The sequence below is a fragment of the Cupriavidus oxalaticus genome, assembly GCF_016894385.1.
GTDB classification, from domain to species: domain Bacteria; phylum Pseudomonadota; class Gammaproteobacteria; order Burkholderiales; family Burkholderiaceae; genus Cupriavidus; species Cupriavidus oxalaticus.
Genome location: NZ_CP069812.1, coordinates 1,420,547 through 1,441,928, shown reverse-complemented (window position 1 = coordinate 1,441,928; position 21,382 = coordinate 1,420,547). Strand labels below are relative to the sequence as shown.

The following is a 21,382-nucleotide window of genomic DNA, read 5'->3' as shown; positions in this document are numbered from 1 at the left end:
GCGAAGCTTCCAGAAACAAAAACCCCTGCCGCCATGGCAGGGGTTTCTTGCTTACGGCGTGTGGCGTGGCGCGTGCCAGCCTTACTCCGCGCCCTGCGCCTGCGTGCCCACCGGCGCCAGCAGCTTGACCTTGGAACGCGCCTTCAGGCTTTCATAGAAGGCCTGCAGGTCGGCCTGGCCGGCGAGCTGCGACAGTTGCTGCGCTTCGGCCTGGCGTTGCGCCGGGTTGGCCTGCGCCGGCTGGCTGACCTTGGAGATGCGATAGACGGCATAGCCCTCGGCGCCCAGGTCGACACCGACCACAGCGGGCAGCTTGGTGGCATCGGCCCGCAGCACTGCCTCGACCGCCTTCGGCGGCACGCCATCGGTCTTGGCGCGCGACACGGTCTGCACCGCGCCGAAGCCATCGGCGCTGTCGGCCTTCTTCAGCGCCTCGACGCGCGCCTCGCCATCCTTGCGGGCCAGCTCCGCGGCCTGCTGGGCGATATAGCCCTCGCGCACCTTGGCTTCCACTTCCTCGTACTTGCGCACGGTGGCCGGACGATAGTCGACGATGCGGGCGGCCACCAGCGTGTTCGGCGCGACCTGGACGGCTTCGGTATTGCGCTTCTTCTGGATCGACTCTTCGCTGAACAGTGCCTTCAGCAACTTCTCGTTGTTGAGCGGGTTCTGCGCGCCCAGTGCCGGGTTCGGCTGGCGCGTCACGTTGTCTGCGGTCTGGATCGCCAGCTTGTACTTGTCGGCGGCCGGCTTCAGGCTGTCAGCCTGTTCGTACACCGTGTTGCCGAAGGCGTCGGCCTGCTCGGCGAACTTCTTGTCGGCGAACTGCTTGCGCAGCTCGGCTTCCAGTTCGGTGCGCACGGCTTCAAGCGGCCTGGTCTCCGACGGCTTGATGCCGGTCAGCTTGATGAGGTGATAGCCGTAGTCGGTCTCGACCACGTTGCTGATCTGGCCATCCTTGAGCGCGTACATCGCGTCCTCGAACGGCTTGACCAGCGCGCCCCGGCCCATGAAGCCGAGGTCGCCGCCCTGCGCCGCCGAACCCGGGTCCTGCGACTGCTTCTTCGCCACGTCGGCAAAGGTCTCGGGATGCTTGCGCAGCTCGTCCAGCAGCTTGGCGGCCTTGTCCTTGGCAGCCTGGCGCTCGGCAGCCGGCGCGTCCTTCGGCGCGGCGATCAGGATATGGCTGGCGCGGCGCTGCTCATCGGTACGGAAGCGCGCGATATTGCTCTCGTAGTAGGACTTCAGTTCTTCCGGCGTGACCGGCTGCGCCGCGGCAAGCGCTTCGCCCGACAGCACCAGGTACTCGACCTTGGCCTGCTCCGGCACCGAGAAGGCTGACTGGTGGCTGTCATAGTAAGCCTTCAGCGCGGCGGCATCGGGCTGCACCCTGGCGGTGTAGCTGGCGGGCTTGAACAGCAGCGCCTGCACATCGCGCTGCTGGTCGCGCACGGCGATCAGGCGGTCGAGCAGCGACTTGGGCATGAAGGCCGTTGCGGCCACCGAGGCGCCCAGTTGCTGCGTTGCCAGTTCGAAGCGCATGCGTGCGTCGAACTGCTCGGGCGTCATGCCCTGCGACTGCAGCAGCTGCAGGTAGGCCTTGTCGTCGATCTTGCCATCCGCCGTGCGCGGCAGCTGGGCGATCGCCGGCAGGCTGCTGATTTCCTCGAGCAGCCTGGCATCCGACACGGTCAGGTGCTCGCGCGCCACGGTATTGGCCATCACGCGCTGCAGGATCAGCTGGTCCAGGACCGCCTTGCGGGCTTCCGGGCCCTCGAACTGGCGCGGATCGTAGCTGTTGCCCAGGACCTGGCGCGCACGCTCGCTCTGGTCACGCACGACGTTGTCGACTTCCTGCACGCTGATGGCCCGGCCATCGACCTTGGCCGCATCGTGCGAGCCGTCCATGAAGCGCGAGTAGCTCTCCACGCCGAAAAACACGAACGACGGGAAAACAAGCACCAGCAGCAGCAAGAGCATCAGGCGCCGGTTGTTGCGTACGAAATCAAGCATGCGGATTCGGGTAGTGGATTGGCACGAAAGACAAACTCCGCGATTCTAGCAGGAGCCGGTGGGGGCGGACCTTTTGTGCAGGGCGGGAAACTTGCAGCCGGAAATGAAAAACGCCCGCATACGCGGGCGTTTCATGAAACTTGGCGGAGTGGACGGGACTCGCCCACATCCCGCGGGCCGCGGCTGCGCTTGCAAGCGCAGCCCTTCGATTCCCGCCGGAAGCCGCGCAGGCGGCTTCCTCCACTCCGCAAAATGAAAAACGCCCGCATACGCGGGCGTTTCATGAAACTTGGCGGAGTGGACGGGACTCGAACCCGCGACCCCCGGCGTGACAGGCCGGTATTCTAACCGACTGAACTACCACTCCTTTGTCGGTTGCTTCCTGCCGCATGTTTGCCGCGCTTGCGATGGGGAACGTGGTGGGTGCTGAGGGGTTCGAACCCCCGACCTACGCCTTGTAAGGGCGCCGCTCTACCAGCTGAGCTAAGCACCCGTCCGACCATCGCAGGCAGGCTGCCTGCAGGTTGCTTTCGCTTCGCACCTCGCGGCAGTTGCCGTGGTTTGCGTTGCGAGGGCGCAAGTGTAATACAGGAGATTTCAGTTTGCCAAGGCTGTGCGCATAAAAAAAACGCCGCCGGGCATCGCTGCCCCGCGGCGTTCATTTCACGCTGCCTGGATGATCAGTGGTGCAGACGCTCCACCTTGGCCGTAGCCTTGTCCGCCACGTCAGCGGGCTTGGCATCCTCTTCCGGCAACGGCTCGGGCTTGCGCTCGAGCGCCAGTTCCAGCACCTTGTCGATCCAGCGGACCGGCACGATCTCGATGGCGTTCTTCACGTTGTCGGGGATCTCGGCCAGGTCCTTGACGTTTTCCTCCGGGATCAGCACCAGCTTGATGCCGCCACGGTGGGCCGCCAGCAGCTTCTCCTTGAGGCCACCGATCGGCAGCACCTCGCCGCGCAGCGTGATCTCGCCGGTCATGGCGACATCCGCGCGCACCGGGATGCCGGTCAGCACCGACACCAGTGCCGTGGTCATCGCGCCGCCTGCCGACGGACCGTCCTTGGGCGTGGCACCCTCCGGCACGTGGATGTGGATGTCGCGCTTCTCGAACATCTCATCCGTGATGCCCAGCCGGCGTGCCCGCGAGCGCACCACCGAACGTGCGGCCTCGACCGACTCCTTCATCACATCGCCCAGCGAGCCGGTGCGCGTGATGTTGCCCTTGCCCGGCATGATCGCGGCTTCGATGGTCAGCAGGTCGCCGCCCACCTCGGTCCACGCCAGGCCGGTCACCTGGCCAACCTGGTTTTCCTTGCCGGCCAGGCCGAAGTCGTACTTGCGCACGCCCAGGAACTTGTCCAGGTTCTCGGAATCGACCCGGATCGTGCCCGACTCCTTCTTCAGCAGCAGCAGCTTGACCACCTTGCGGGCGATCTTGGACACCTCGCGTTCCAGCGAACGCACACCCGCCTCACGCGTGTAGTAGCGGATGATGTCGCGGATCGCGTCTTCGGCAACCTCGATCTCGCCCGCCTTCAGACCATTGTTCTTGATCTGCTTGGGCAGCAGGTAGCGCTGGGCGATGTTGACCTTCTCGTCCTCGGTGTAACCCGACAGGCGGATCACTTCCATACGGTCGAGCAGCGGCGGCGGGATGTTCAGCGAGTTCGACGTCGCCACGAACATCACGTCGGACAGGTCGAAGTCGACCTCGATGTAGTGGTCCTGGAACGTATGATTCTGTTCCGGGTCCAGCACCTCGAGCAGCGCCGACGACGGATCGCCGCGGAAGTCCATGCCCATCTTGTCGATCTCGTCGAGCAGGAAGAGCGGATTGCGCACGCCGACCTTGGACAGGCTCTGCAGGATCTTGCCCGGCATCGAACCGATGTAGGTACGGCGGTGGCCGCGGATCTCGGCCTCGTCACGCACGCCACCCAGCGCCATGCGCACGAACTTGCGGTTCGTCGCGCGCGCCACCGACTGGCCGAGCGAGGTCTTGCCCACGCCGGGCGGCCCGACCAGGCACAGGATCGGCGCCTTCACCTTATCCACGCGCTGTTGCACCGCGAGGTACTCGAGAATGCGTTCCTTGACCTTCTCCAGGCCGTAGTGGTCTTCATCCAGCACGCGCTCGGCGTTGGCGAGGTCATTGTTGACCTTGCTCTTCTTGCGCCACGGCAGGTTCACCAGCGTGTCGATGTAGTTGCGCACGACGGTGGCTTCGGCCGACATCGGCGACATCAGCTTGAGCTTCTTGAACTCGGCGTCGGCCTTTTTCTTGGCTTCCTTCGGCATGCGCGCGGCCTTGATGCGCTTGTCGAGCTCTTCCAGGTCGGCGCCTTCTTCGCCCTCGCCCAGTTCCTTCTGGATGGCCTTGACCTGCTCGTTCAGGTAGTACTCGCGCTGGCTCTTCTCCATCTGGCGCTTGACGCGGCCGCGGATACGCTTTTCCACCTGCAGGATGTCAATCTCGCCCTCGAGCTGCGACAGCAGGCTTTCCAGGCGCTCGGTCACATTGACCATCTCCAGGATCTTCTGCTTCTGCTCGAGCTTGATCGGCAGGTGCGCGGCGATGGTGTCGGCCAGGCGCCCTGCCTCGTCGATGCCCGACAGCGAGGTCAGGATCTCCGGCGGGATCTTCTTGTTGAGCTTTACGTACTGGTCGAACTGCGACACGATCGCGCGGCGCAAGGCCTCGGTCTCGGCGCTTTCGCCAGGTGCTGGCGGCACGGGCACGGCTTCGCACATGAAGTGCGAATCGTCCTCGCTCACCTCGCGGATATTGGCACGCTGCGTACCCTCGACCAGCACCTTCACGGTACCGTCGGGCAGCTTCAGCATTTGCAGGATATTGGCGATGCAGCCGACCTCGTACAGGTCGTCGGCGGTCGGCTCGTCCTTGGCCGCCGTCTTCTGGGCTACGAGCATGATGCTCTTGCCCGCCTCCATCGCAGTCTCAAGCGCCTTGATGGACTTCGGGCGTCCCACGAACAGCGGGATCACCATGTGCGGAAACACCACCACGTCGCGCAGCGGCAACAATGGGAGGCGAATCGGCTCGGCCGGGAGGAGTTGTGTTCCGGACATCATTTTCCCCAAGTCAGTCATTTAAGGCGTAAATTGGGCCGCCTGATTCGATTACAAGATACGTGCCAATCGATTCACCAAGACAGGAAGATGCCGCTTCCTGCACTTGCAGGCCCCTCTGAAACAGCATACCCGCGTTTTCTCCTTCTCGTCGGTCGAAATAAACAAAAAAAGCCGCTCGCTTCTACGCGAACGGCTTTCTCGCCTGGCTGCCGGTGTGGTTCCAAACACTTACCACCGTTGGCAGCCCTCGCGTCAGTTGGAGCCCGCCACTTTCGGCTGCTGCTCTTCGTACATCAGCAGCGGCGGCGCGTCCCCGGTGATCGTGTTTTCATCGATCACCACCTTTTGCACGCCCTTGTAATTCGGCAGGTCATACATGACGTCCATCAGCGACTGCTCCAGGATCGAACGCAGGCCGCGGGCGCCGGTCTTGCGGCGGATCGCCTTGCGCGCGATTGCCGTGAGCGCGCCCGGGCGGATTTCCAGCTCGACGCCTTCCATCGCCAGCAGCTTCTGGTATTGCTTGACCAGCGCGTTCTTGGGCTCGACCAGGATCTGCACCAGCGCGGCCTCGTCCAGCTTGGCCAGCGTGGCAACCACCGGCAGGCGGCCGATCAGCTCGGGGATCAGGCCGAACTTGATCAGGTCTTCCGGCTCGGTCTGCGGCAGGACTTCGCTGACGTCGCGCTCTTCCTTGCTCTTGACCTGCGCGGCGAAGCCGATGCCGGTCTTGTCCGAGCGCTGCATGATGACCTTTTCCAGCCCGTCGAACGCGCCGCCGCAGATAAACAGGATGTTGGTCGTGTCGACCTGCAGGAAGTCCTGGTTCGGATGCTTGCGGCCACCCTGCGGCGGCACCGAGGCCATCGTGCCCTCGATCAGCTTCAGCAGGGCCTGCTGCACGCCCTCGCCCGACACGTCGCGCGTGATCGACGGGTTGTCGGACTTGCGCGAGATCTTGTCGATCTCATCGATGTAGACGATGCCGCGCTGCGCCTTCTCGACTTCGTAGTTGCAGTTCTGCAGCAGCTTCTGGATGATGTTCTCGACATCCTCGCCCACGTAGCCGGCTTCGGTCAGCGTGGTCGCGTCGGCGATCACGAACGGCACGTTGAGCAGGCGCGCCAGCGTCTGCGCGAGCAGCGTCTTGCCGGAGCCGGTCGGCCCGATCAGCAGGATGTTGCTCTTGGACAGCTCGACATCGTCCTTCTTGCCGAGGTGCTTCAGGCGCTTGTAGTGGTTGTAGACCGCGACGGCCAGGATCTTCTTGGCCTGTTCCTGGCCGATCACATACTGGTCCAGGCTTTCGCGGATTTCGTGGGGCGTGGGCAGGTCCGAGCGCGCAGCCGCGGCGGCGTCTTTCTCGGTTGCGGTGGCTTCGTCACGAATGATCTCGTTGCACAGGTCGATGCATTCGTCGCAAATGAACACCGAGGGGCCCGCGATCAGCTTCTTGACCTCATGCTGGCTCTTGCCGCAGAAGGAGCAGTAAAGAAGCTTTTCGCTGGATGAACCTTTTTTGTCCGCCATAGGAATCAGTCACTTTTGCATTGCGCACACCGCGGGGCGAAAGGCTCCCCGGCGATACGCTTTAAACGCATCATACGCCAAAACAATTGGCCTCACCGGCGCTCTCCCCCGGGCTGTGGGGCAAAAGCAAAAAACGAGGCACAAGGCCTCGTTCCGGTGTAGCCTTCGCCATTTCAGCAATGCTGCCGCGCCAGGGCGTTCCGCGCAATGCGGGTTTCCCGGCAGAACGCAGCGAACGCCAGGGCCGCCGTTGCGGATTGCGCCGCCACGGCCCGTAGCATCAGCCGCGGCGGGCGATGACCTTGTCCACCAGGCCGTAGTCCACCGCCTGGTCGCCGCTCATGAAGTTGTCGCGATCGGTATCGCGCGCAATCTTCTCGACCGGCTGGCCGGTCACTTCCGACAGGATGCTGTTCAGCCGTTCGCGCAGGTACAGGATCTCGCGCGCCTGGATCTCGATATCCGAGGCCTGGCCGCGCGCGCCGCCGAGCGGCTGGTGGATCATGATGCGCGAGTTGGGCAGCGCGAAACGCTTGCCCTTGGCGCCGGCCGCCAGCAGGAAGGCGCCCATGCTCGCCGCCATGCCCATGCACAGCGTGGACACATCCGGCTTGATGAACTGCATGGTGTCGTAGATCGCCAGCCCCGCCGAGACGGAACCGCCCGGCGAGTTGATGTAGAGCGACACGTCCTTGTCGGGGTTCTCGCTCTCCAGGAACAGCAGCTGCGCCACCACCAGGTTGGCGGTCTGGTCGTTGACCTCGCCCACCATGAACACCACGCGCTCCTTCAGCAGGCGCGAATAGATGTCATAGGCGCGCTCGCCCCGGCCGGACTGCTCGACGACCATCGGCACCAGCCCCAGGCCCTGGGTTTCCAGTGCCGACGCCTGCGTGGTGGCGAGACGGTCAAGCAAATCATTGCGGGTCATGCAGGTTCTCCATGGATTCATCGGATCGCAAGGCAATCGGGTAGCTCGGGACACCGAGCCCGCTCCCCGCGCCGTGGCGCGGAAAAAAGCGGGCTTGCGGGTTATCCCCGACCTCAGGCCTGCTGCTGGTTGCCTTCGGCGGTGAGTTCCTCGAAGGACACCTTCTTGTCGGTGACCTTGGCCTTGTCGCACACGAAATTTACCACGTTGTTTTCGAGCACGTAGGCTTCCATTTCAGCCAGGCGCTGCTGGTCGCCGTAGTACCAGCGCATCACTTCCTTCGGGTCTTCGTAGCTCTTGGCAAAGTCCTCGATCTCGGCCTTGATCTGGTCGGCCTTGGCTTCCAGGCCGTTGGCCTTGACGATCTCGGCCAGGATCAGGCCCAGCTTGACGCGGCGCTCTGCCTGCTGCGCGAACATCTCGGCCGGAATCGGCATGTCCTTGGCGTTGGGCATGCCACGCTGTTCCAGGTCGCGGCGGGCCATCTCGACCAGGCGCTCCTGGTCCTGCTCGATCAGGGCCTTGGGCACGTCCAGCTCGCTCGCCTTCAGCAGGGCTTCCATGACCTGGTCCTTCAGCATGGAATGCGTGCGGCGCTTGACTTCACGCTCCAGGTTCTCGCGGATGTCGGCGCGCATCTTCTCGACGCTGCCGTCGGCGATGCCCAGCGACTTGGCGAAGGCTTCGTTGATTTCCGGCAGGTGGGCCCACTCGATCTTCTTCAGCGTCACGGTGAACTCGGCGGTCTTGCCGGCCACTTCCTTGCCGTGGTAGTCCTCCGGGAAGGCCAGCGGGAAGGTCTTGCTTTCGCCGACCTTCAGGCCCAGCGCGGCCTGCTCGAACTCGGGCAGCATGCGGCCTTCGCCCAGCACGAACGGGAAGTCCTCGGCCTTGCCGCCGGCGAACTCTTCGCCGTCGATCTTGCCGACGAAGTCCAGCGTCACGCGGTCGCCGTTCTGGGCGGTGACGTCGGCACCGCCGTCGCCATGCTCGCCGGCTTCGCCGCGGGTGTGGTAGTGCACGCGCTGCTTGCGCAGGATGTCGACGGTCTTGTCGACTTCGGCGTCGGTGATCTCGGTGCCGGTGCGGGTGACTTCGGCGGCCGACAGGTCGCCGATCTTCACTTCCGGGTACACCTCGAAGGTGGCATCGAACGCGACCTGGTCAGCTTCCACGCCTTCGGTCTTGATCTCGAACTTGGGCTGGCCGGCAACCTTGACGTCCTGTTCCTTGGTGATGTCGAAGAACTTGCGCGCGGCCTTGTCGAAGCGCACTTCGAACTCGACTTGCTGGCCGTATTGCTTCTCGACCATCTTCATCGGCACCTTGCCCGGACGGAAGCCCGACATCTTCACGGTCTTCGAAAGGCGAACCAGGCGCTCCTGCTTTTCCTTCTCCACTTCGGCCTTGGGGATGGCCAGGGTCACCTTGCGGTCCAGCTTGCCGAGGTTCTCAATCACGTTCGACATGGTCGTAGATCCAATCCAGAAATGTAGTTGTGTTCGTTGGCGCTACCGCTTGCGCTGCGCCATATGCAGCACCGCCTGGGGCCGCCGCGGCGCGGCGGCGCACGGAGGGCTCCGCGCAAACGGAAAACGGGGATTATCGCACGGTTTTGGTTCGGTTCCGGCGTTTTTACCCGGAAGCGGGCCGGGAACCGCTTTCCGGCACCTCGCCGCTAGCCCGCCTGGCCGTGGCGCAGCGCGCGCAGCAGCAGGCGTGCCGGATCGACGGCATCGGCCAGGTCGGCCTCGAGCGGCAGCGGCTCGCCTTCGATCTGGCTGGCCAGCAGCTCTGCCCCCAGGGCCGCCCATGTGAGGCCGCGCGACGCATAGGCAAGGGCCGCGTACAGGCCGGGGACACGCGGCAGGTCGCGCAGGTGCGCGCCGCGCAACGCATTTGCGTGCGTACGTGCCGCCGCTTCGTCGGCGACCTGCCCGATCAGCGGCAGCCGGTTGTGCGTGACCGTGCGCACGCCGACATAGCCGGTCAGCGCAGCGGGGTCGATGCCGGCCATCGCGCCGGCCTGCTGCGGCAGCAGGCCGGCCAGGCGCGCCAGGTTGGCGGCATGCACTTCCGCACGCTCGGCCAGCGGCCCTTCGTCGGGGTCGTAGCTGGAGCCGACGCGGCCCGTGCCGTCCGCGGCACGCGGCAGCAGGTAGCCGGCGCCCGTGACCACGCAGTCCGGCCAGCCGCCGATCGCATCGACCTGCGCGGCCGGCAGCGTGGTCAGCTGGCCGCGCACGCGCCGCATGGTCCAGTGCTGCTGCGGCAGCAGTTGCTGCGCCTCGTGCGCATTGGCCAGCACCAATACCGGCGCCGACGCCAGCAGCGCGCCGCCGGCGCCCAGCGCGTGCCACCGCTCACCCTCGCGCGCCATGCTTGCCACGCGGCAACCGAAGCGCGCGGTGACTGCATCGCCGGCACGCGCCAGCTGCGCCATGCAGACATCGGGCGGCGCAACCCAGCCACCCGCCGGGAACCACAGCCCCCCTCGTGGCACGCCTGCACGGTGGGCGGACGCCGCTTCCTCAGCGCTCATCCAGCGCACGAACGATTCCGGCAGCCCCATGGCTGCGAGCGCGGCGCGCTGGGCCTCGCCCTCGGCCTCGGCCTCGTCCTCGCCGATCTGCAGCACACCGCAGCCGTGCCAGTCCACCGGATGCCCGGCGTCGCGCAGCGCGGCCCACGCGCGCAGTGCGTATTGGTTGCCGGCACGCGAAAGGCGCGACAGCAGGCTGTCATCGGCAGACAGGTGAGCATGCATGGCCGCCGCGCGATGCGCCGAGGTCTGCCGCGCCGGGCCGTCATGCGCATCGAACAGCGTAATGCGCCAGCCGCGCGCGGCCAGGCGCTCGGCTACGGCGCAGCCGGCCAGGCCGGCGCCGATCACGATGGCATGCCGGTCGGGCCATTGCGCCGCCAGCGGCGGTGCATGGCGGCGCGACTTCCACAGGGGCCGGAAGCGCGCGACCGTCATATCGCGCTTGCCGCCGAAGCCAGGCGCCTTGCTGACGTCGAAACCGACTTCCTTCAGCCCGCGCCGGACGAACCCGGCGGCGGTGTAGGTGGCCAGCGTCGCGCCCGGCCGGGCCAGCCGCGCCAGCCCGCGGAACACCGGCGGCGACCACATGTCCGCATTGCGCGCCGGCGCAAAGCCGTCGAGGTAGAAGGCATCGGCGCCCACAGCCAGCCTGGGCAGCAGTTGCTCGGCATCGCCCAGTGCGAGCGTCAGCACCACCTGCCCGCCGTCGAACGCCAGCCGGTGCAGCCCCGGCAAGGCGTCAGGCCATTGCGCCTGCAGTGCCTGCGCCAGCGGCCCCAGGCCATCAAGGCCGGCGTGCAGCCGGGCCAGGCCCGCGCGCGTGAAGGGATGCTTTTCGATCGAGACGAAATGCAGCGTGCCGCAGCGCCGGGGATCGTCGCGCCACGCCTGCCAGGTCGCCAGGAAATTCAGCCCCTGGCCGAAGCCGGTCTCGACGATGACGAACTGGCGCTGGCCGGCCCACGCCTGCGGCAGGCCATTGCCGCCCAGGAAGACATGGGCGGCCTGCGCCAGCCCGCCTTCGGTGCTGTGGTAGACGTCGTCGTAGCGGGGGGAATACGGGGTGCCTTCGGCAGACAGGATGGGCTCGGCGGGCTCGAGTGCGCGCGGCATGGGATACGGATACTAGGGGTCCGGGCGGACGTGCCGGACATGGGGAGGGGGCGACTCGCCGCGGATGGTAGCATAGCGGCCTTCCCCGCAGTGGCCGCGCCGCCCTGCTCCCGATCTTGCGCCTCAGCGGCGCCCCGCTTCGCCATGCTCAGCTATCGTCACGCCTTCCATGCCGGCAACCATGCCGATGTCCTCAAACATGCCGTTGTGGTGCAGCTGCTCGAGCACCTTGCGCAGAAGGACAAGGCGTTCTGGTACATCGACACCCACGCCGGCGCCGGGCTCTATGCGCTCGAGCACGAGTGGGCGCAGAAGAAGGCCGAGTTCGAGACCGGCATCGCACCCCTGTGGCGCGCCGCCGCCAGCGGCACCGCGCTGCCGCCGCTGCTGGCCGAGTACCTGGACCAGGTCCGGGCGCTGAACCAGGACGGCAACCTGCGCCACTATCCCGGCTCACCATGGCTGGCCTGGCAGATGCTGCGCGAGCAGGACCGGCTGCGCCTGTTCGAGCTGCACAGCACCGAGATCCAGGTGCTGCGCGACAACTTCCGCGGCGCCGGCCGCCGCGTGATGCTGTACGACGGCGACGGCTTCGGCGGCATCAAGGCGATCCTGCCGCCGCCGCCGCGGCGCGCGCTGGTGCTGGTGGACCCGTCCTACGAAGACAAGCAGGACTACGCCCGCACCGTGCAGACCGTGCGCGATGGCCTGGAGCGCTTTGCCACGGGCGTCTACGCGGTCTGGTACCCGCAGGTGCAGCGGCGCGAATCGCTGCAGCTGCCGGCGCAACTGAAGGCCCTGCCGCTGAAGAGCTGGCTGCACGTGACGCTGACCGTCAGGAACCCGGCCGAAGGCGGCCTGGGGCTGCACGGCAGCGGCATGTTCATCGTCAACCCGCCGTGGCGGCTGAAGGAAATGCTGCAGGAGGCGATGCCGCTGCTGATCGACCTGCTCGGCCAGGACGACGGCGCGAAATTCACGCTGGAAGCGGAAGAGCGGTAGAGCGAGGCGCCGCCGCGCGAGTCAGCGCGAGTCAGCGCGAGTCAGCGCGAGTCAGCGCGAGTCAGCGCGGCAAGCGCCGGCCGCGGCCGCGCCACAGCCAGTCCAGCGCCAGGCCGGCGAGCACGCCGCAGGTGTCCGCCACCAGGTCGAGCCAGTCGGCTTCCCGGTAGGCAGTCATGCCCTGCAGCAGCTCGATGACGCCGCCATAAGCGAGCAGCGCCACCAGCAGGGCCAGCCAGTGGCCGGCAAAGGCGCGCCGCCCCAGCAGCGCCAGCACACCGAAGGCCAGCAGGTGGTTGCCCTTGTCCCAGCCGGTGCTTGGCAGGGGCTGGGATGGCGGCATCAGCGACAGGGCCAGCACGGCGCAGGCGCAGACCCAGAAGAGCAGGCGCCATGGCGGCGCCTTCAGGGTGGAAGTCAAACCAGGGGGCATGGGACAGGGAGCGCGCCGCCCCATGCGGCACGCGTCGGCAATGCCGACAATATATATCGCCGGCGGGCAGGACTGGATTCCCCCGGCGCCTTGCGCTACAATCCGCAGCCTCGTTGCGCTGCAGGCGCATGACCTGCCACGGCAGGCGCCGGCAGCAGCGGACCGATGAAAGGCGGGCAATTCCAGCCGCCTTTTTTTGCTTTCGTGTCCCGCGCAGGCAACGAGCATCGCGGCCGCCCGTCCGGGCTGCGCTGCAAGGACCGCGAGGGTGGCGAAATTGGTAGACGCACCAGGTTTAGGTCCTGACGCCAGCAATGGTGTAGGGGTTCGAGTCCCCTCCCTCGCACCATCCCAGACCTCTCCGAAGGTTAAAAGGCCCAGAAATTCAAGGGCTTACGGAAGCGAATCCCACAAGATTCCTGTTCCAGTCCCTTGGAATTTCTATCCGGATCGCACAAATTTCGCACGCAGCTTCCCCCGTGCGGTGCGGCGTTGAGGCCGAGATTCGCTCCTGGCCGAGCGGCTTGTGCCGCTGACCGACACCAAAAAAAAATTGACGCCGCTGGCGCAGGAATGCGCGCATGCGATCTCCCGCCCGATCCCACACTGACCGCGACCGCCACCGCGGCCGGGCCTCGCGGGAGGTGGTAGAACACCTGAGTGCCAATGGCTTTCGCTGCCCCTCACCGCGATCTATGCTGAAGGTGTTGGAGCGGTGTTAGACACTTCGCCGGCCACTCCAGTCTTCACCTCAGCCCTATCGGAGGGCATATGAAAGTTTCTGCCTTGCTGTTGGCAGCGTCGATGGCCGCTGGCTGGTCATCGCTCGCCCAGGCTGCCGGATGCCAGTACGACATGCAGTGCAAAGGGGACCGGATCTGCCAGCAAGGGCAGTGCGTGTTCCCGGATGCAGAAGAAATGGCCGAAGCCGGCGGGCCGGTTCCGGTTCCGGCTCCTGCCATCAAGCGCACACCGATGCCCCCACCGCCGCGCGGCTGCTGCACGGTGGCAGGCAAGCTCAAGCTGTCGCCGGCCTCTGCCTCCGACACCAGCCTGACCATCGGCGACGCTTGCCAGGGCCTGACCAATTCCGGCAAGCCGGTCCCCGGCACGATCTGCAACTAGGCGCGCAGGCCTGGCGGCCCGCGCCCGCATGGCTTGCAGCAGCACGTTGGCGCCCGCGTCGCCATGCTGGGGCAAAAGCGTGACGCTGCGCGCGCGGATGCGGCGGCATCCGCGACGCCGGCCTGAGGCCGGCGTCGCCGGATCGTCAGCCTGCCAGCGCCCCAACCCCTGCCTCGGGCCGCTTGATGCGGAACCACGCCGCATACAGCGCCGGCAGGAACAGCAGCGTCAGCACGGTGGCAATGATCAGCCCGCCCATGATCGCCACCGCCATCGGTCCCCAGAACATCGAGCGCGACAGCGGGATCATCGCCAGCACCGCCGCCGCCGCGGTCAGGATGATCGGGCGGAAACGGCGTACCGCCGCTTCGACGATGGCGGTCCAGGGCGGCACGCCCGCGCTGATGTCCTGCTCGATCTGGTCGACCAGGATCACCGAGTTGCGGATGATCATGCCCAGCAGCGCGGTAATGCCCAGCTGCGCCACAAACCCCATCGGCGCGCGCAGCAGCAACAGCGTCGCGGCGGCGCCGATCAGGCCCAGCGGGCCGGTCAGGAACACCATCAGCGCGCGCGAGAAGCTGTGCAGCTGCAGCATCAGCAGCGTGAAGATCAGGAAGATGCACAGCGGCAGCTGCGCGGCGATCGACGCGCCGGCCTTGCCGCTTTCTTCTTCCGCCCCGGCCACGGTGATGCGGTAACCCGCCGGCAGCTGCGCGCGCAACTGGTCCAGCTGCGGGTTGATCTGCGCGGTCACGGTCGGACCCTGGATGCCGTCGACCACGTCCGCCTGCACGGTCACGCCGAAGTCGCGGTTCTCGCGCCAGACCACGCCGGGCTCCGACCTCAACGCCACGCGTGCCACCTGGGTCAGCGGCACGGTGCGGCCGGTATTGGTCGGCACCAGCACGTTGTTCAGGTCGGACATCGCATCGCGCTCGTTGCGCGGCGTGCGCATCAGGATCTCGATCAGCTTGTCGCCGTCGCGATACTGGCCCACCGGCACGCCGGTCAGCACGGTCTGCGTCACGCGCGCGATCGCGCTGGTGGTCACGCCCAGCGCGCGCGCCTTGTCCTGGTCGATCTCCAGGCGCAGCATCTTGACGTTCTCGTTCCAGTTGTCGTTGACGCCAACCGTGTTCGGGTTCGCGCGCATCATGGCCTTGACCTGGTCGGCCAGCTGGCGCACCGCGCCCGCCTCCGGGCCGATCACGCGGAACTGCACCGGATACGCCACCGGCGGGCCGTTCGGCAGCAGCTTGACGCGGCCGCGCAGGTACGGGAACTCGGCGTCGAGCAGCGCGATGATGCGACGGCGCAGGGCATCGCGCACCTCGGTGCTGACCGGCATCACGATCACCTGCGCCACATTGCTCTGCGGGAAGATCTGGTCGAGCGGCAGGTAGAAGCGCGGCGCGCCGGTGCCGACGAAGGTGGTCAGGCTCTCCACCTGCTTGTCCTTGCCCACCAGGCGCTCGAAGCGCCTGGCTTCGGCTTCCATCTGGACAAAGCTGGTGCCTTCCGGCATCCACAGCTCCACCATCAGCTCGGGCCGGCTGGAGTCGGGGAAGAACTGCTTCTCGACGAACTTGAACGCGTAGATGCCCAGCACGAACATCGCCAGCGTGATGGCGATCACCGTCTTGCGCCAGGTCACGCACCAGTCCACCAGCCGGCGGAAGCGCGCGTAGAACGGGGTATCGAACACTTCATGATGCTCGCCGGCGCCCGGCCCGCGCGTCCTGAGCAGCAGGTAGCCGAGGTAAGGCGTGAAATACACCGCCGCCAGCCACGACAGCACCAGCGCCAGCGCGGTCACGGCAAAGATGGCGAAGGTGTACTCGCCCACCGTCGAGCGCGCCAGCCCCACCGGCAGGAAGCCCGCCGCCGTGATCAGCGTGCCGGTCAGCATCGGCATCGCCGTCGAGGTGTAGGCAAAAGTGGCCGCCTCCATCTTGGAGAAGCCCTCTTCCAGCTTGCGCACCATCATCTCGACCGCGATGATGGCGTCGTCGACCAGCAGCCCCAGCGCCACGATCAGCGCGCCCAGCGAGATCTTGTGCAGGCCGATGCCGAAGATGTGCATGAACAGGAAGGTCACCGCCAGCACCAGCGGAATCGTCAGCGCCACCACCAGCCCGGGCCGCACGTCCAGCCGCAGCGGCCGCGTATGCAGGCCCAGCGCGACGAAGCTGACCGCCAGCACGATCACCACGGCCTCGATCAGCACGCGCACGAACTCGCCCACCGATTGCCTGACCGCCCTGGGCTGGTCCTGCACCTGGTCCATCTCGATGCCAACCGGCAGCTGGCCGCGCAGCTTCTCGAACGCCGCGCGCAGGTCCTTGCCGAGCTGGATGATGTCGCCGCCCTTCTGCATCGAGATGCCCAGGCCGATCACGTCCTTGCCGTTGAAGCGCATCCGTGTCTGGGTGGGGTCGACATAGCCGCGGTACACATGCGCGATGTCGCCGAGGCGGATATTGGCGATGCCGTTGGGCCCGCGCAGCACCAGGTTCTCCAGGTCCCCGACGCTGGCGAACTGGCCGGACAGGCGCACCTGCAGGTTGTCGCTCGGCGTGACCAGCACGCCGCTGCCGGTCAGATTGTTCTGCTGCGAGATCTGGTCGGCGATGGCATTGATGTCCAGCCCGAGCTGGGCAAAGCGCGCCTGGTTGAACTCGATATAGACCTTCTCGTCCTGCAGCCCGATCAGCGACACCTTGGCCACCGACGGCACGCGCAGCAACTCTTGCCGCACCAGGTCGGCGTACTCGCGCAGTTCCTTGTAGTTGAAGCCGTCTGCCGACAGCGCATAGATGGTGCCGTAGACGTCGCCGAACTCGTCGTTGAAGAATGGCCCGCGCACGCCCGCGGGCAGCGTCTGCTGGATATCGCCGATCTTCTTGCGCACGGTGTACCAGATCTGCGCGGTCTCCTTCGCCGGCGAGGTGTCCTTGAGCTGGAAGATCACCGTGGTCTCGCCGGGCTTGGAGAAGCTGCGGATCTTGTCGGCGTAAGGCACTTCCTGCAGCTGGCGTTCGATCTTGTCGGTGACCTGCACCGCGATCTGCTCGGCGGTGGCGCCCGGCCAGAACGCCTGCACCACCATCACGCGGAAGGTAAAGGGCGGGTCCTCGTCCTGGCCCAGCTGGAAGAATGCCAGCAGGCCGCCGAGCAGCAGCACCACCAGCAGGTAACGGGTCAGCGGCTGGTGCTCGAGCGCCCAGCGCGACAGGTTGAAGCGGGAATGATCCATGCCGGCTTCAGCCCTGCTTAGGGGCCGCCGCGGTGGGGGCCGCGGTCGGCGCGGAAGCAGGCGCGACCGCCTGCAGCGGCCGCACCTTCTGCCCCGGGCGCAGCAGGTGTACGCCTGCGGTGACGATGGTCTGGCCCGGCGCCAGCCCCTGGCGCACCTCCACCTCGTTGCCGACGGCCTCGCCCAGCGTCACCGTGACCGGCTTGACCGTGCCGGCGGCGGCGTCGTAGACCCACACCTGGTTGCGGCCCTGCTCCTGCAGCAGCGCTGTCAGCGGCACGCGGATCGCGGGCGTGGCCCCGGTCCGCACGAAAGTCACCACGGCGGTCATGCCGAGCTTGAGGTCGGCGGGCGGATCGGGAATGGTGACGCGGGTGGCATAGGTGCGGGTGACCGGATCGGCAGCCGCGGCAATCTCCCGCACCCGGCCGGGCAGCGCGCGCTGCGGCTCGGCCCAGGTATGGATACTGACGTCGGCAATGCCGCGCAGCAGGTCGACCTGGTCCTCCGGCAGGCCGATCGCCACTTCCTTCTCCGCGGTCTGGGCCACGCGCACCACCGGCTGGCCCGGGGTGACGACCTGGCCCACCTCGGCGTCGATGGCCGTGACCACGCCGTCGGCGTCGGCATGCAGCACGGCGTAGGCGGTCTGGTTGGACTGGCTGCGCAGGCCGGCCTGGGCCTGGCGCAGGCGCGAGTCGGCCGCCTCGAAACTGGCCTGGCGCCGGTGCTGTTCGGCGGCACTGATAAAGCCCTTGGCGAACAGGTCGTTGTAGCGCTTCAGGTCCGACGCGGCGAGGTCGCGGTCGGTCTTCGCGGCCTCGAACTGGGCACGCGAGCCCGCTTCGGCGAGGGAAAGGTCGGTCGGATCCAGCCGGGCCAGCGGCTGGCCCCTGGTGACGATGGCGCCCACATCCACCAGGCGCGCGGCGATCTTGCCGCCCACGCGGAACCCCAGCCTCGATTCGACACGCGGGCGCACGTCTCCGGAAAACTCGAAGGCGGTCCTGCCGCTGTGCTGGCTGAGCTGCATCAGGCGCACCGGACGGACCTCGGGCGCCGGCTCGGCCTGCCTGCCGCAGCCCGCGACCGCGGCGGCGGCCACCAGCGCGGCCACTGCAAAGCGCGCCAGATGCCCCAAACGCCCAAAGCGCGCGCTGGGTAACGATTTTGTGTCAAAAGGATTCGCTGCGGCCGCAACTTCCGGCACTGGGCAAAGCACTGGCATCGGTAAGCTAGGAGTCGGATGGAACAGCTGGCCAGGCAGGCGTCGGCCGCGGAGACCAGTGCGGAACAATAAATAACTGGCCGGTCAGTAATATAGCGATCCCCACGGGGGTGCGTCAAACGGCAGGCGACGAAACGCCTGGAATGCCTGCTCAGGTGCCGTTGCCCGCGGATGAGCTGTGGTTAAATGTGTGCCGCCCGGCCATCCGGCGGCGTCCGACTGCCCGGATCGGCGATGCTACAATCGGCGCCCCGCGCTTCTGCCACCCTTCCCCACCCCCATCTTCAGACCGAGACCGGCGTGACGCCCGATCAGTATTGCCAAGAGAAAGTCGCCCAGAGCGGCTCCAGCTTCTATTACAGCTTCCTGTTCCTGCCGGCCGAACGCCGGCGCGCCATCACCGCGCTGTACGCCTGGTGCCGCGAAGTCGACGACGTGGTCGACGAAACGCATGACACGGGCCTGGCGCACCAGCAACTGGACTGGTGGCGCGCGGAACTGCGGCGGCTGTTCGACGGCGCGCCCACGCACCCGACCACCCAGGCGCTGCAGCCGCATGTTGCCGGCGCCGGCCTGCCACAGGCCGAAATGGCCGAAGTGCTCGACGGCATGGAGATGGACCTGACGCAGACGCGCTACCTGGATGAAGCCGGCCTGAACCGCTACTGCCATTGCGTGGCCGGCGTGGTCGGCACGCTCAGCGCGCGGCTGTTCGGCTATACCGACCCGAAGACACTGGAATTTGCCGAGAAGCTCGGGCTGTCGCTGCAACTGGTCAATATCCTGCGCGACGTGGGCGAGGATGCCCGGCGCGGCCGCATCTACCTGCCCGTCAATACGCTGCAGCAGTTCCAGGTGCCGGCTTCCGAAATCCTCAAGGGCCAGCATTCCGAGCGCTTCGTGGCACTGATGCAATACCATGCCGAACGCGCCCGCAAGCTGTACCGCGAGGCGCTGGCGGCCCTGCCGCGCCAGGACCGCCGCGCCCAGCGCGCCGGCCTGCTGATGGGGGCGATCTACCATGCGCTGCTCGATGAGCTGGAAGCCAGCCAGTTCCAGGTGCTCAGCCAGCGCATCGCGCTGACGCCGCTGCGCAAGCTGTGGATCGCCTGGAAGACCTGGATCCGCAATAGTTGACACATAGTAAACAGGCAGCGAGCCACGACATCCGCCGACATCCGCCGACAACCGCCGACACCCGTTATGTCCCAGACCACCGCTTCCCTCGGCCAGGCCATCCTCGACCACGCCGACCAGCTCGCCCGCTTCTCCGATATGGAAGGCGGCCTGACCTGCGCCTACCTGACACCGGCGCACCGTGCCGCGCAGGACCAGCTGGCGCAGTGGATGGAAGCCGCGGGCATGGCGGTGCGCATCGACGCCATCGGCAATGTCATCGGCCGCTACGCCGCCGACCCCGCCGTCACCGATGCCCGCGTGCTGATGACCGGCTCGCACTTCGATACGGTGCGCAATGGCGGCCGCTATGACGGGCGCCTCGGCATCCTGCTGCCGATTGCCGTGGTGGACGCGCTGAACCGGGCCGGGATCCGCCTGCCGTACCACTTCGAGGTGGTGGGATTCGCCGAGGAGGAAGGGCTGCGCTTCAAGACCAGCTTCCTGGCCAGCAGCGTGCTGGCGGACCGCTTCGATCCCGCGCTGCTGGCCCGCGTCGACGCGGACGGCATCACGCTGGCCGAGGCGCTGGCCATCTCCGGCCTGCCCGGTGCGGGCGACCCGCAAGCGCTGCGCGCGGCGGCGCTCGATCCGGCGACGCTGCTGGGCTTTGTTGAAGTGCATATCGAACAGGGACCGGTGCTGCTGCACCACGACCTGCCGCTGGGCGTGGTCACGCAGATTGCCGGCAGCAGCCGCTTCCAGGTCCGGGTGGAAGGCCAGGCCAGCCATGCCGGAACGACGCCGATGGGCATGCGCAAGGACGCCGCCGCGGGTGCGGCCGAGATGATCCTGCTGGTGGAAGAGCGCTGCGCCGCCGCGCCCACGCTGGTCGGCACCGTCGGCCAGCTGCAGGTGCCGAATGGATCGAGCAACGTGATCCCGGCGGCCTGCACCTTCTCGATGGACATCCGCGCAGGCGCCGACGACATCCGCGAGGCAGCCATCGCCGACATCGTTGCCGGCATCGAACGGATCGCCGCACGGCGCGGGCTGTCGGCTCAGGTCGAGCGCGTGCCGCCGGTCAATAACGCGCCCTGCGCCCGCTGGCTGATGGACCAGTTCGGCGCGGTACTGAAAAAGCGCGGGATGGAGGCTTTCGAGCTGCCTTCCGGCGCAGGCCATGACGCCATGATGATGCACCGCATCACCGACGTGGCGATGCTGTTCGTACGCTGCGGCAATGGCGGCATCAGCCACAACCCGCTGGAAACCATCACCGCCGAGGACGCGCAGCTGGCGGCCGAAGTCTTCGTCGACTTCCTGCGCCACTTCCAGCCGTTAGGCTGACAGAAGACCGCAGCGCTCAGCTGCCGTCGTACATCTCCCGCCTGAAATCGTAGAGGCTCTTGCGCAGGCGCCGCCGCTCGTCCGGCGACAGCCGCGAGCCGCCGCGCTCGCGCTCGTCCACGCGGCGGCGGTCGGTCTCGCGCTGCTCGGCGCGATGGCGCTCGGCACGGGCACGCGCCTCGCGCTGGCCGTTGCCTGGCTCGCTCGCCTGCGCCGACGGATGGCGCTTGAGCAGGTTGGCCACGCCGGCCGACTGGGCCCGCGCCGGCCCGGCCGGCACAAGCAGCCATGCGGCAACCGCAACCGCAAGCGCAATGCATGCGCCGGCGATACCATGCTGCGGATGCCCGTGCCGGGTTTGGTTCACTTTCATTGATAATGGCGTCTTGGCTTCGGGAAAAGCGGTCGGTGAAACCGTCTGAAGCCGGGAAATTTCGTTACCCCGTCCGATCCCCGTCTGGCGCTGCTGTCCTCTGCAAGCATCGGGCCAGGGCCCGCGGGCGGGGGCGGCCGATGCCGTGGATCATGCGGTGCAAATGCGCGGAAAATCAGCGCGCAAGGGGCGCAAAAAGACGGGATGGCGCAGTGTAATCGCACGATTGATGCACACCGCCATACCACGGGGTAAAGTATGTAACGTTT

14 protein-coding genes and 3 tRNA genes are annotated in these 21,382 nt (G+C 66.9%); 5 read left to right on the top strand and 12 right to left on the bottom strand.

Annotated elements, in window-relative coordinates; translation table 11 throughout:
• Positions 1–81: 81 nt before the first annotated feature.
• The 8 genes from JTE92_RS19080 to mnmC form a co-directional block, all read right to left on the bottom strand.
• Complete coding sequence (locus JTE92_RS19080; protein ID WP_063238681.1) at positions 82–2,013, bottom strand: SurA N-terminal domain-containing protein; 1,932 nt, start codon at positions 2,011–2,013, stop codon at positions 82–84.
• Between the two features lie 290 nt (positions 2,014–2,303).
• Positions 2,304–2,380, bottom strand: a tRNA-Asp gene (locus JTE92_RS19075).
• 50 nt (positions 2,381–2,430) lie between these two features.
• Positions 2,431–2,506 (bottom strand) — tRNA-Val (locus JTE92_RS19070).
• Positions 2,507–2,693: 187 nt separating this feature from the next.
• On the bottom strand, positions 2,694–5,105 hold the full coding sequence (lon, locus tag JTE92_RS19065) for an endopeptidase La (protein WP_063238680.1): 2,412 nt from the start codon (positions 5,103–5,105) through the stop codon (positions 2,694–2,696).
• Between the two features lie 255 nt (positions 5,106–5,360).
• The gene (gene clpX, locus JTE92_RS19060) at positions 5,361–6,638 is read right to left on the bottom strand and encodes an ATP-dependent Clp protease ATP-binding subunit ClpX (RefSeq protein WP_029049268.1); all 1,278 of its coding nucleotides are present in this window, start codon (positions 6,636–6,638) and stop codon (positions 5,361–5,363) included.
• Between the two features lie 280 nt (positions 6,639–6,918).
• Complete coding sequence (gene clpP / locus JTE92_RS19055; RefSeq protein WP_029049269.1) at positions 6,919–7,569, bottom strand: ATP-dependent Clp endopeptidase proteolytic subunit ClpP; 651 nt, start codon at positions 7,567–7,569, stop codon at positions 6,919–6,921.
• 113 nt (positions 7,570–7,682) lie between these two features.
• Positions 7,683–9,038: a trigger factor gene (tig, locus tag JTE92_RS19050; RefSeq protein WP_063238679.1), complete on the bottom strand. Its 1,356-nt coding sequence runs from the start codon at positions 9,036–9,038 to the stop codon at positions 7,683–7,685.
• Positions 9,039–9,247: 209 nt separating this feature from the next.
• The gene (mnmC, locus tag JTE92_RS19045) at positions 9,248–11,227 is read right to left on the bottom strand and encodes a bifunctional tRNA (5-methylaminomethyl-2-thiouridine)(34)-methyltransferase MnmC2/FAD-dependent 5-carboxymethylaminomethyl-2-thiouridine(34) oxidoreductase MnmC1 (protein WP_063238678.1); all 1,980 of its coding nucleotides are present in this window, start codon (positions 11,225–11,227) and stop codon (positions 9,248–9,250) included.
• A gap of 144 nt (positions 11,228–11,371) precedes the next feature.
• Between mnmC and JTE92_RS19040 the strand changes: the two genes are divergently transcribed.
• On the top strand, positions 11,372–12,229 hold the full coding sequence (locus tag JTE92_RS19040; protein WP_063238677.1) for a 23S rRNA (adenine(2030)-N(6))-methyltransferase RlmJ: 858 nt from the start codon (positions 11,372–11,374) through the stop codon (positions 12,227–12,229).
• A gap of 61 nt (positions 12,230–12,290) precedes the next feature.
• On the opposite strand, the gene JTE92_RS19035 is transcribed toward JTE92_RS19040, so the two are convergent.
• Positions 12,291–12,572 carry a VanZ family protein gene (locus tag JTE92_RS19035; RefSeq protein ID WP_232353352.1) on the bottom strand — a complete coding sequence of 94 codons (282 nt, stop codon included), beginning with the start codon at positions 12,570–12,572 and terminating at the stop codon, positions 12,291–12,293.
• Between the two features lie 352 nt (positions 12,573–12,924).
• On the opposite strand from JTE92_RS19035, the gene JTE92_RS19030 reads away from it, so the two are divergent.
• Together JTE92_RS19030 and JTE92_RS19025 are read left to right on the top strand one after the other, a co-directional pair.
• Positions 12,925–13,011: transfer RNA gene (locus JTE92_RS19030), tRNA-Leu, on the top strand.
• 422 nt (positions 13,012–13,433) lie between these two features.
• The gene (locus tag JTE92_RS19025) at positions 13,434–13,787 is read left to right on the top strand and encodes a hypothetical protein (RefSeq protein ID WP_063238675.1); all 354 of its coding nucleotides are present in this window, start codon (positions 13,434–13,436) and stop codon (positions 13,785–13,787) included.
• Between the two features lie 145 nt (positions 13,788–13,932).
• Here the strand turns inward: JTE92_RS19025 and JTE92_RS19020 are convergent, their stop codons facing one another.
• Entirely contained in the window at positions 13,933–17,046 is a 3,114-nt protein-coding gene (locus tag JTE92_RS19020) for an efflux RND transporter permease subunit (protein ID WP_063238674.1), read from the bottom strand.
• 7 nt (positions 17,047–17,053) lie between these two features.
• Complete coding sequence (locus tag JTE92_RS19015) at positions 17,054–18,274, bottom strand: efflux RND transporter periplasmic adaptor subunit (protein WP_063238673.1); 1,221 nt, start codon at positions 18,272–18,274, stop codon at positions 17,054–17,056.
• A 300-nt stretch (positions 18,275–18,574) separates the two neighbouring features.
• Between JTE92_RS19015 and hpnD the strand changes: the two genes are divergently transcribed.
• Both hpnD and JTE92_RS19005 read left to right on the top strand, forming a co-directional pair.
• A complete protein-coding gene (gene hpnD, locus JTE92_RS19010) occupies positions 18,575–19,411 on the top strand; it encodes a presqualene diphosphate synthase HpnD (RefSeq protein WP_063238672.1) in 837 nt (278 codons plus the stop codon).
• A 66-nt stretch (positions 19,412–19,477) separates the two neighbouring features.
• Positions 19,478–20,740 (top strand): Zn-dependent hydrolase, encoded by a 1,263-nt coding sequence (locus tag JTE92_RS19005; protein WP_063238671.1) that lies wholly within the window; start codon positions 19,478–19,480, stop codon positions 20,738–20,740.
• A 16-nt stretch (positions 20,741–20,756) separates the two neighbouring features.
• On the opposite strand, the gene JTE92_RS19000 is transcribed toward JTE92_RS19005, so the two are convergent.
• Positions 20,757–21,113 carry a hypothetical protein gene (locus JTE92_RS19000; RefSeq protein ID WP_063238670.1) on the bottom strand — a complete coding sequence of 119 codons (357 nt, stop codon included), beginning with the start codon at positions 21,111–21,113 and terminating at the stop codon, positions 20,757–20,759.
• Positions 21,114–21,382: the final 269 nt, after the last annotated feature.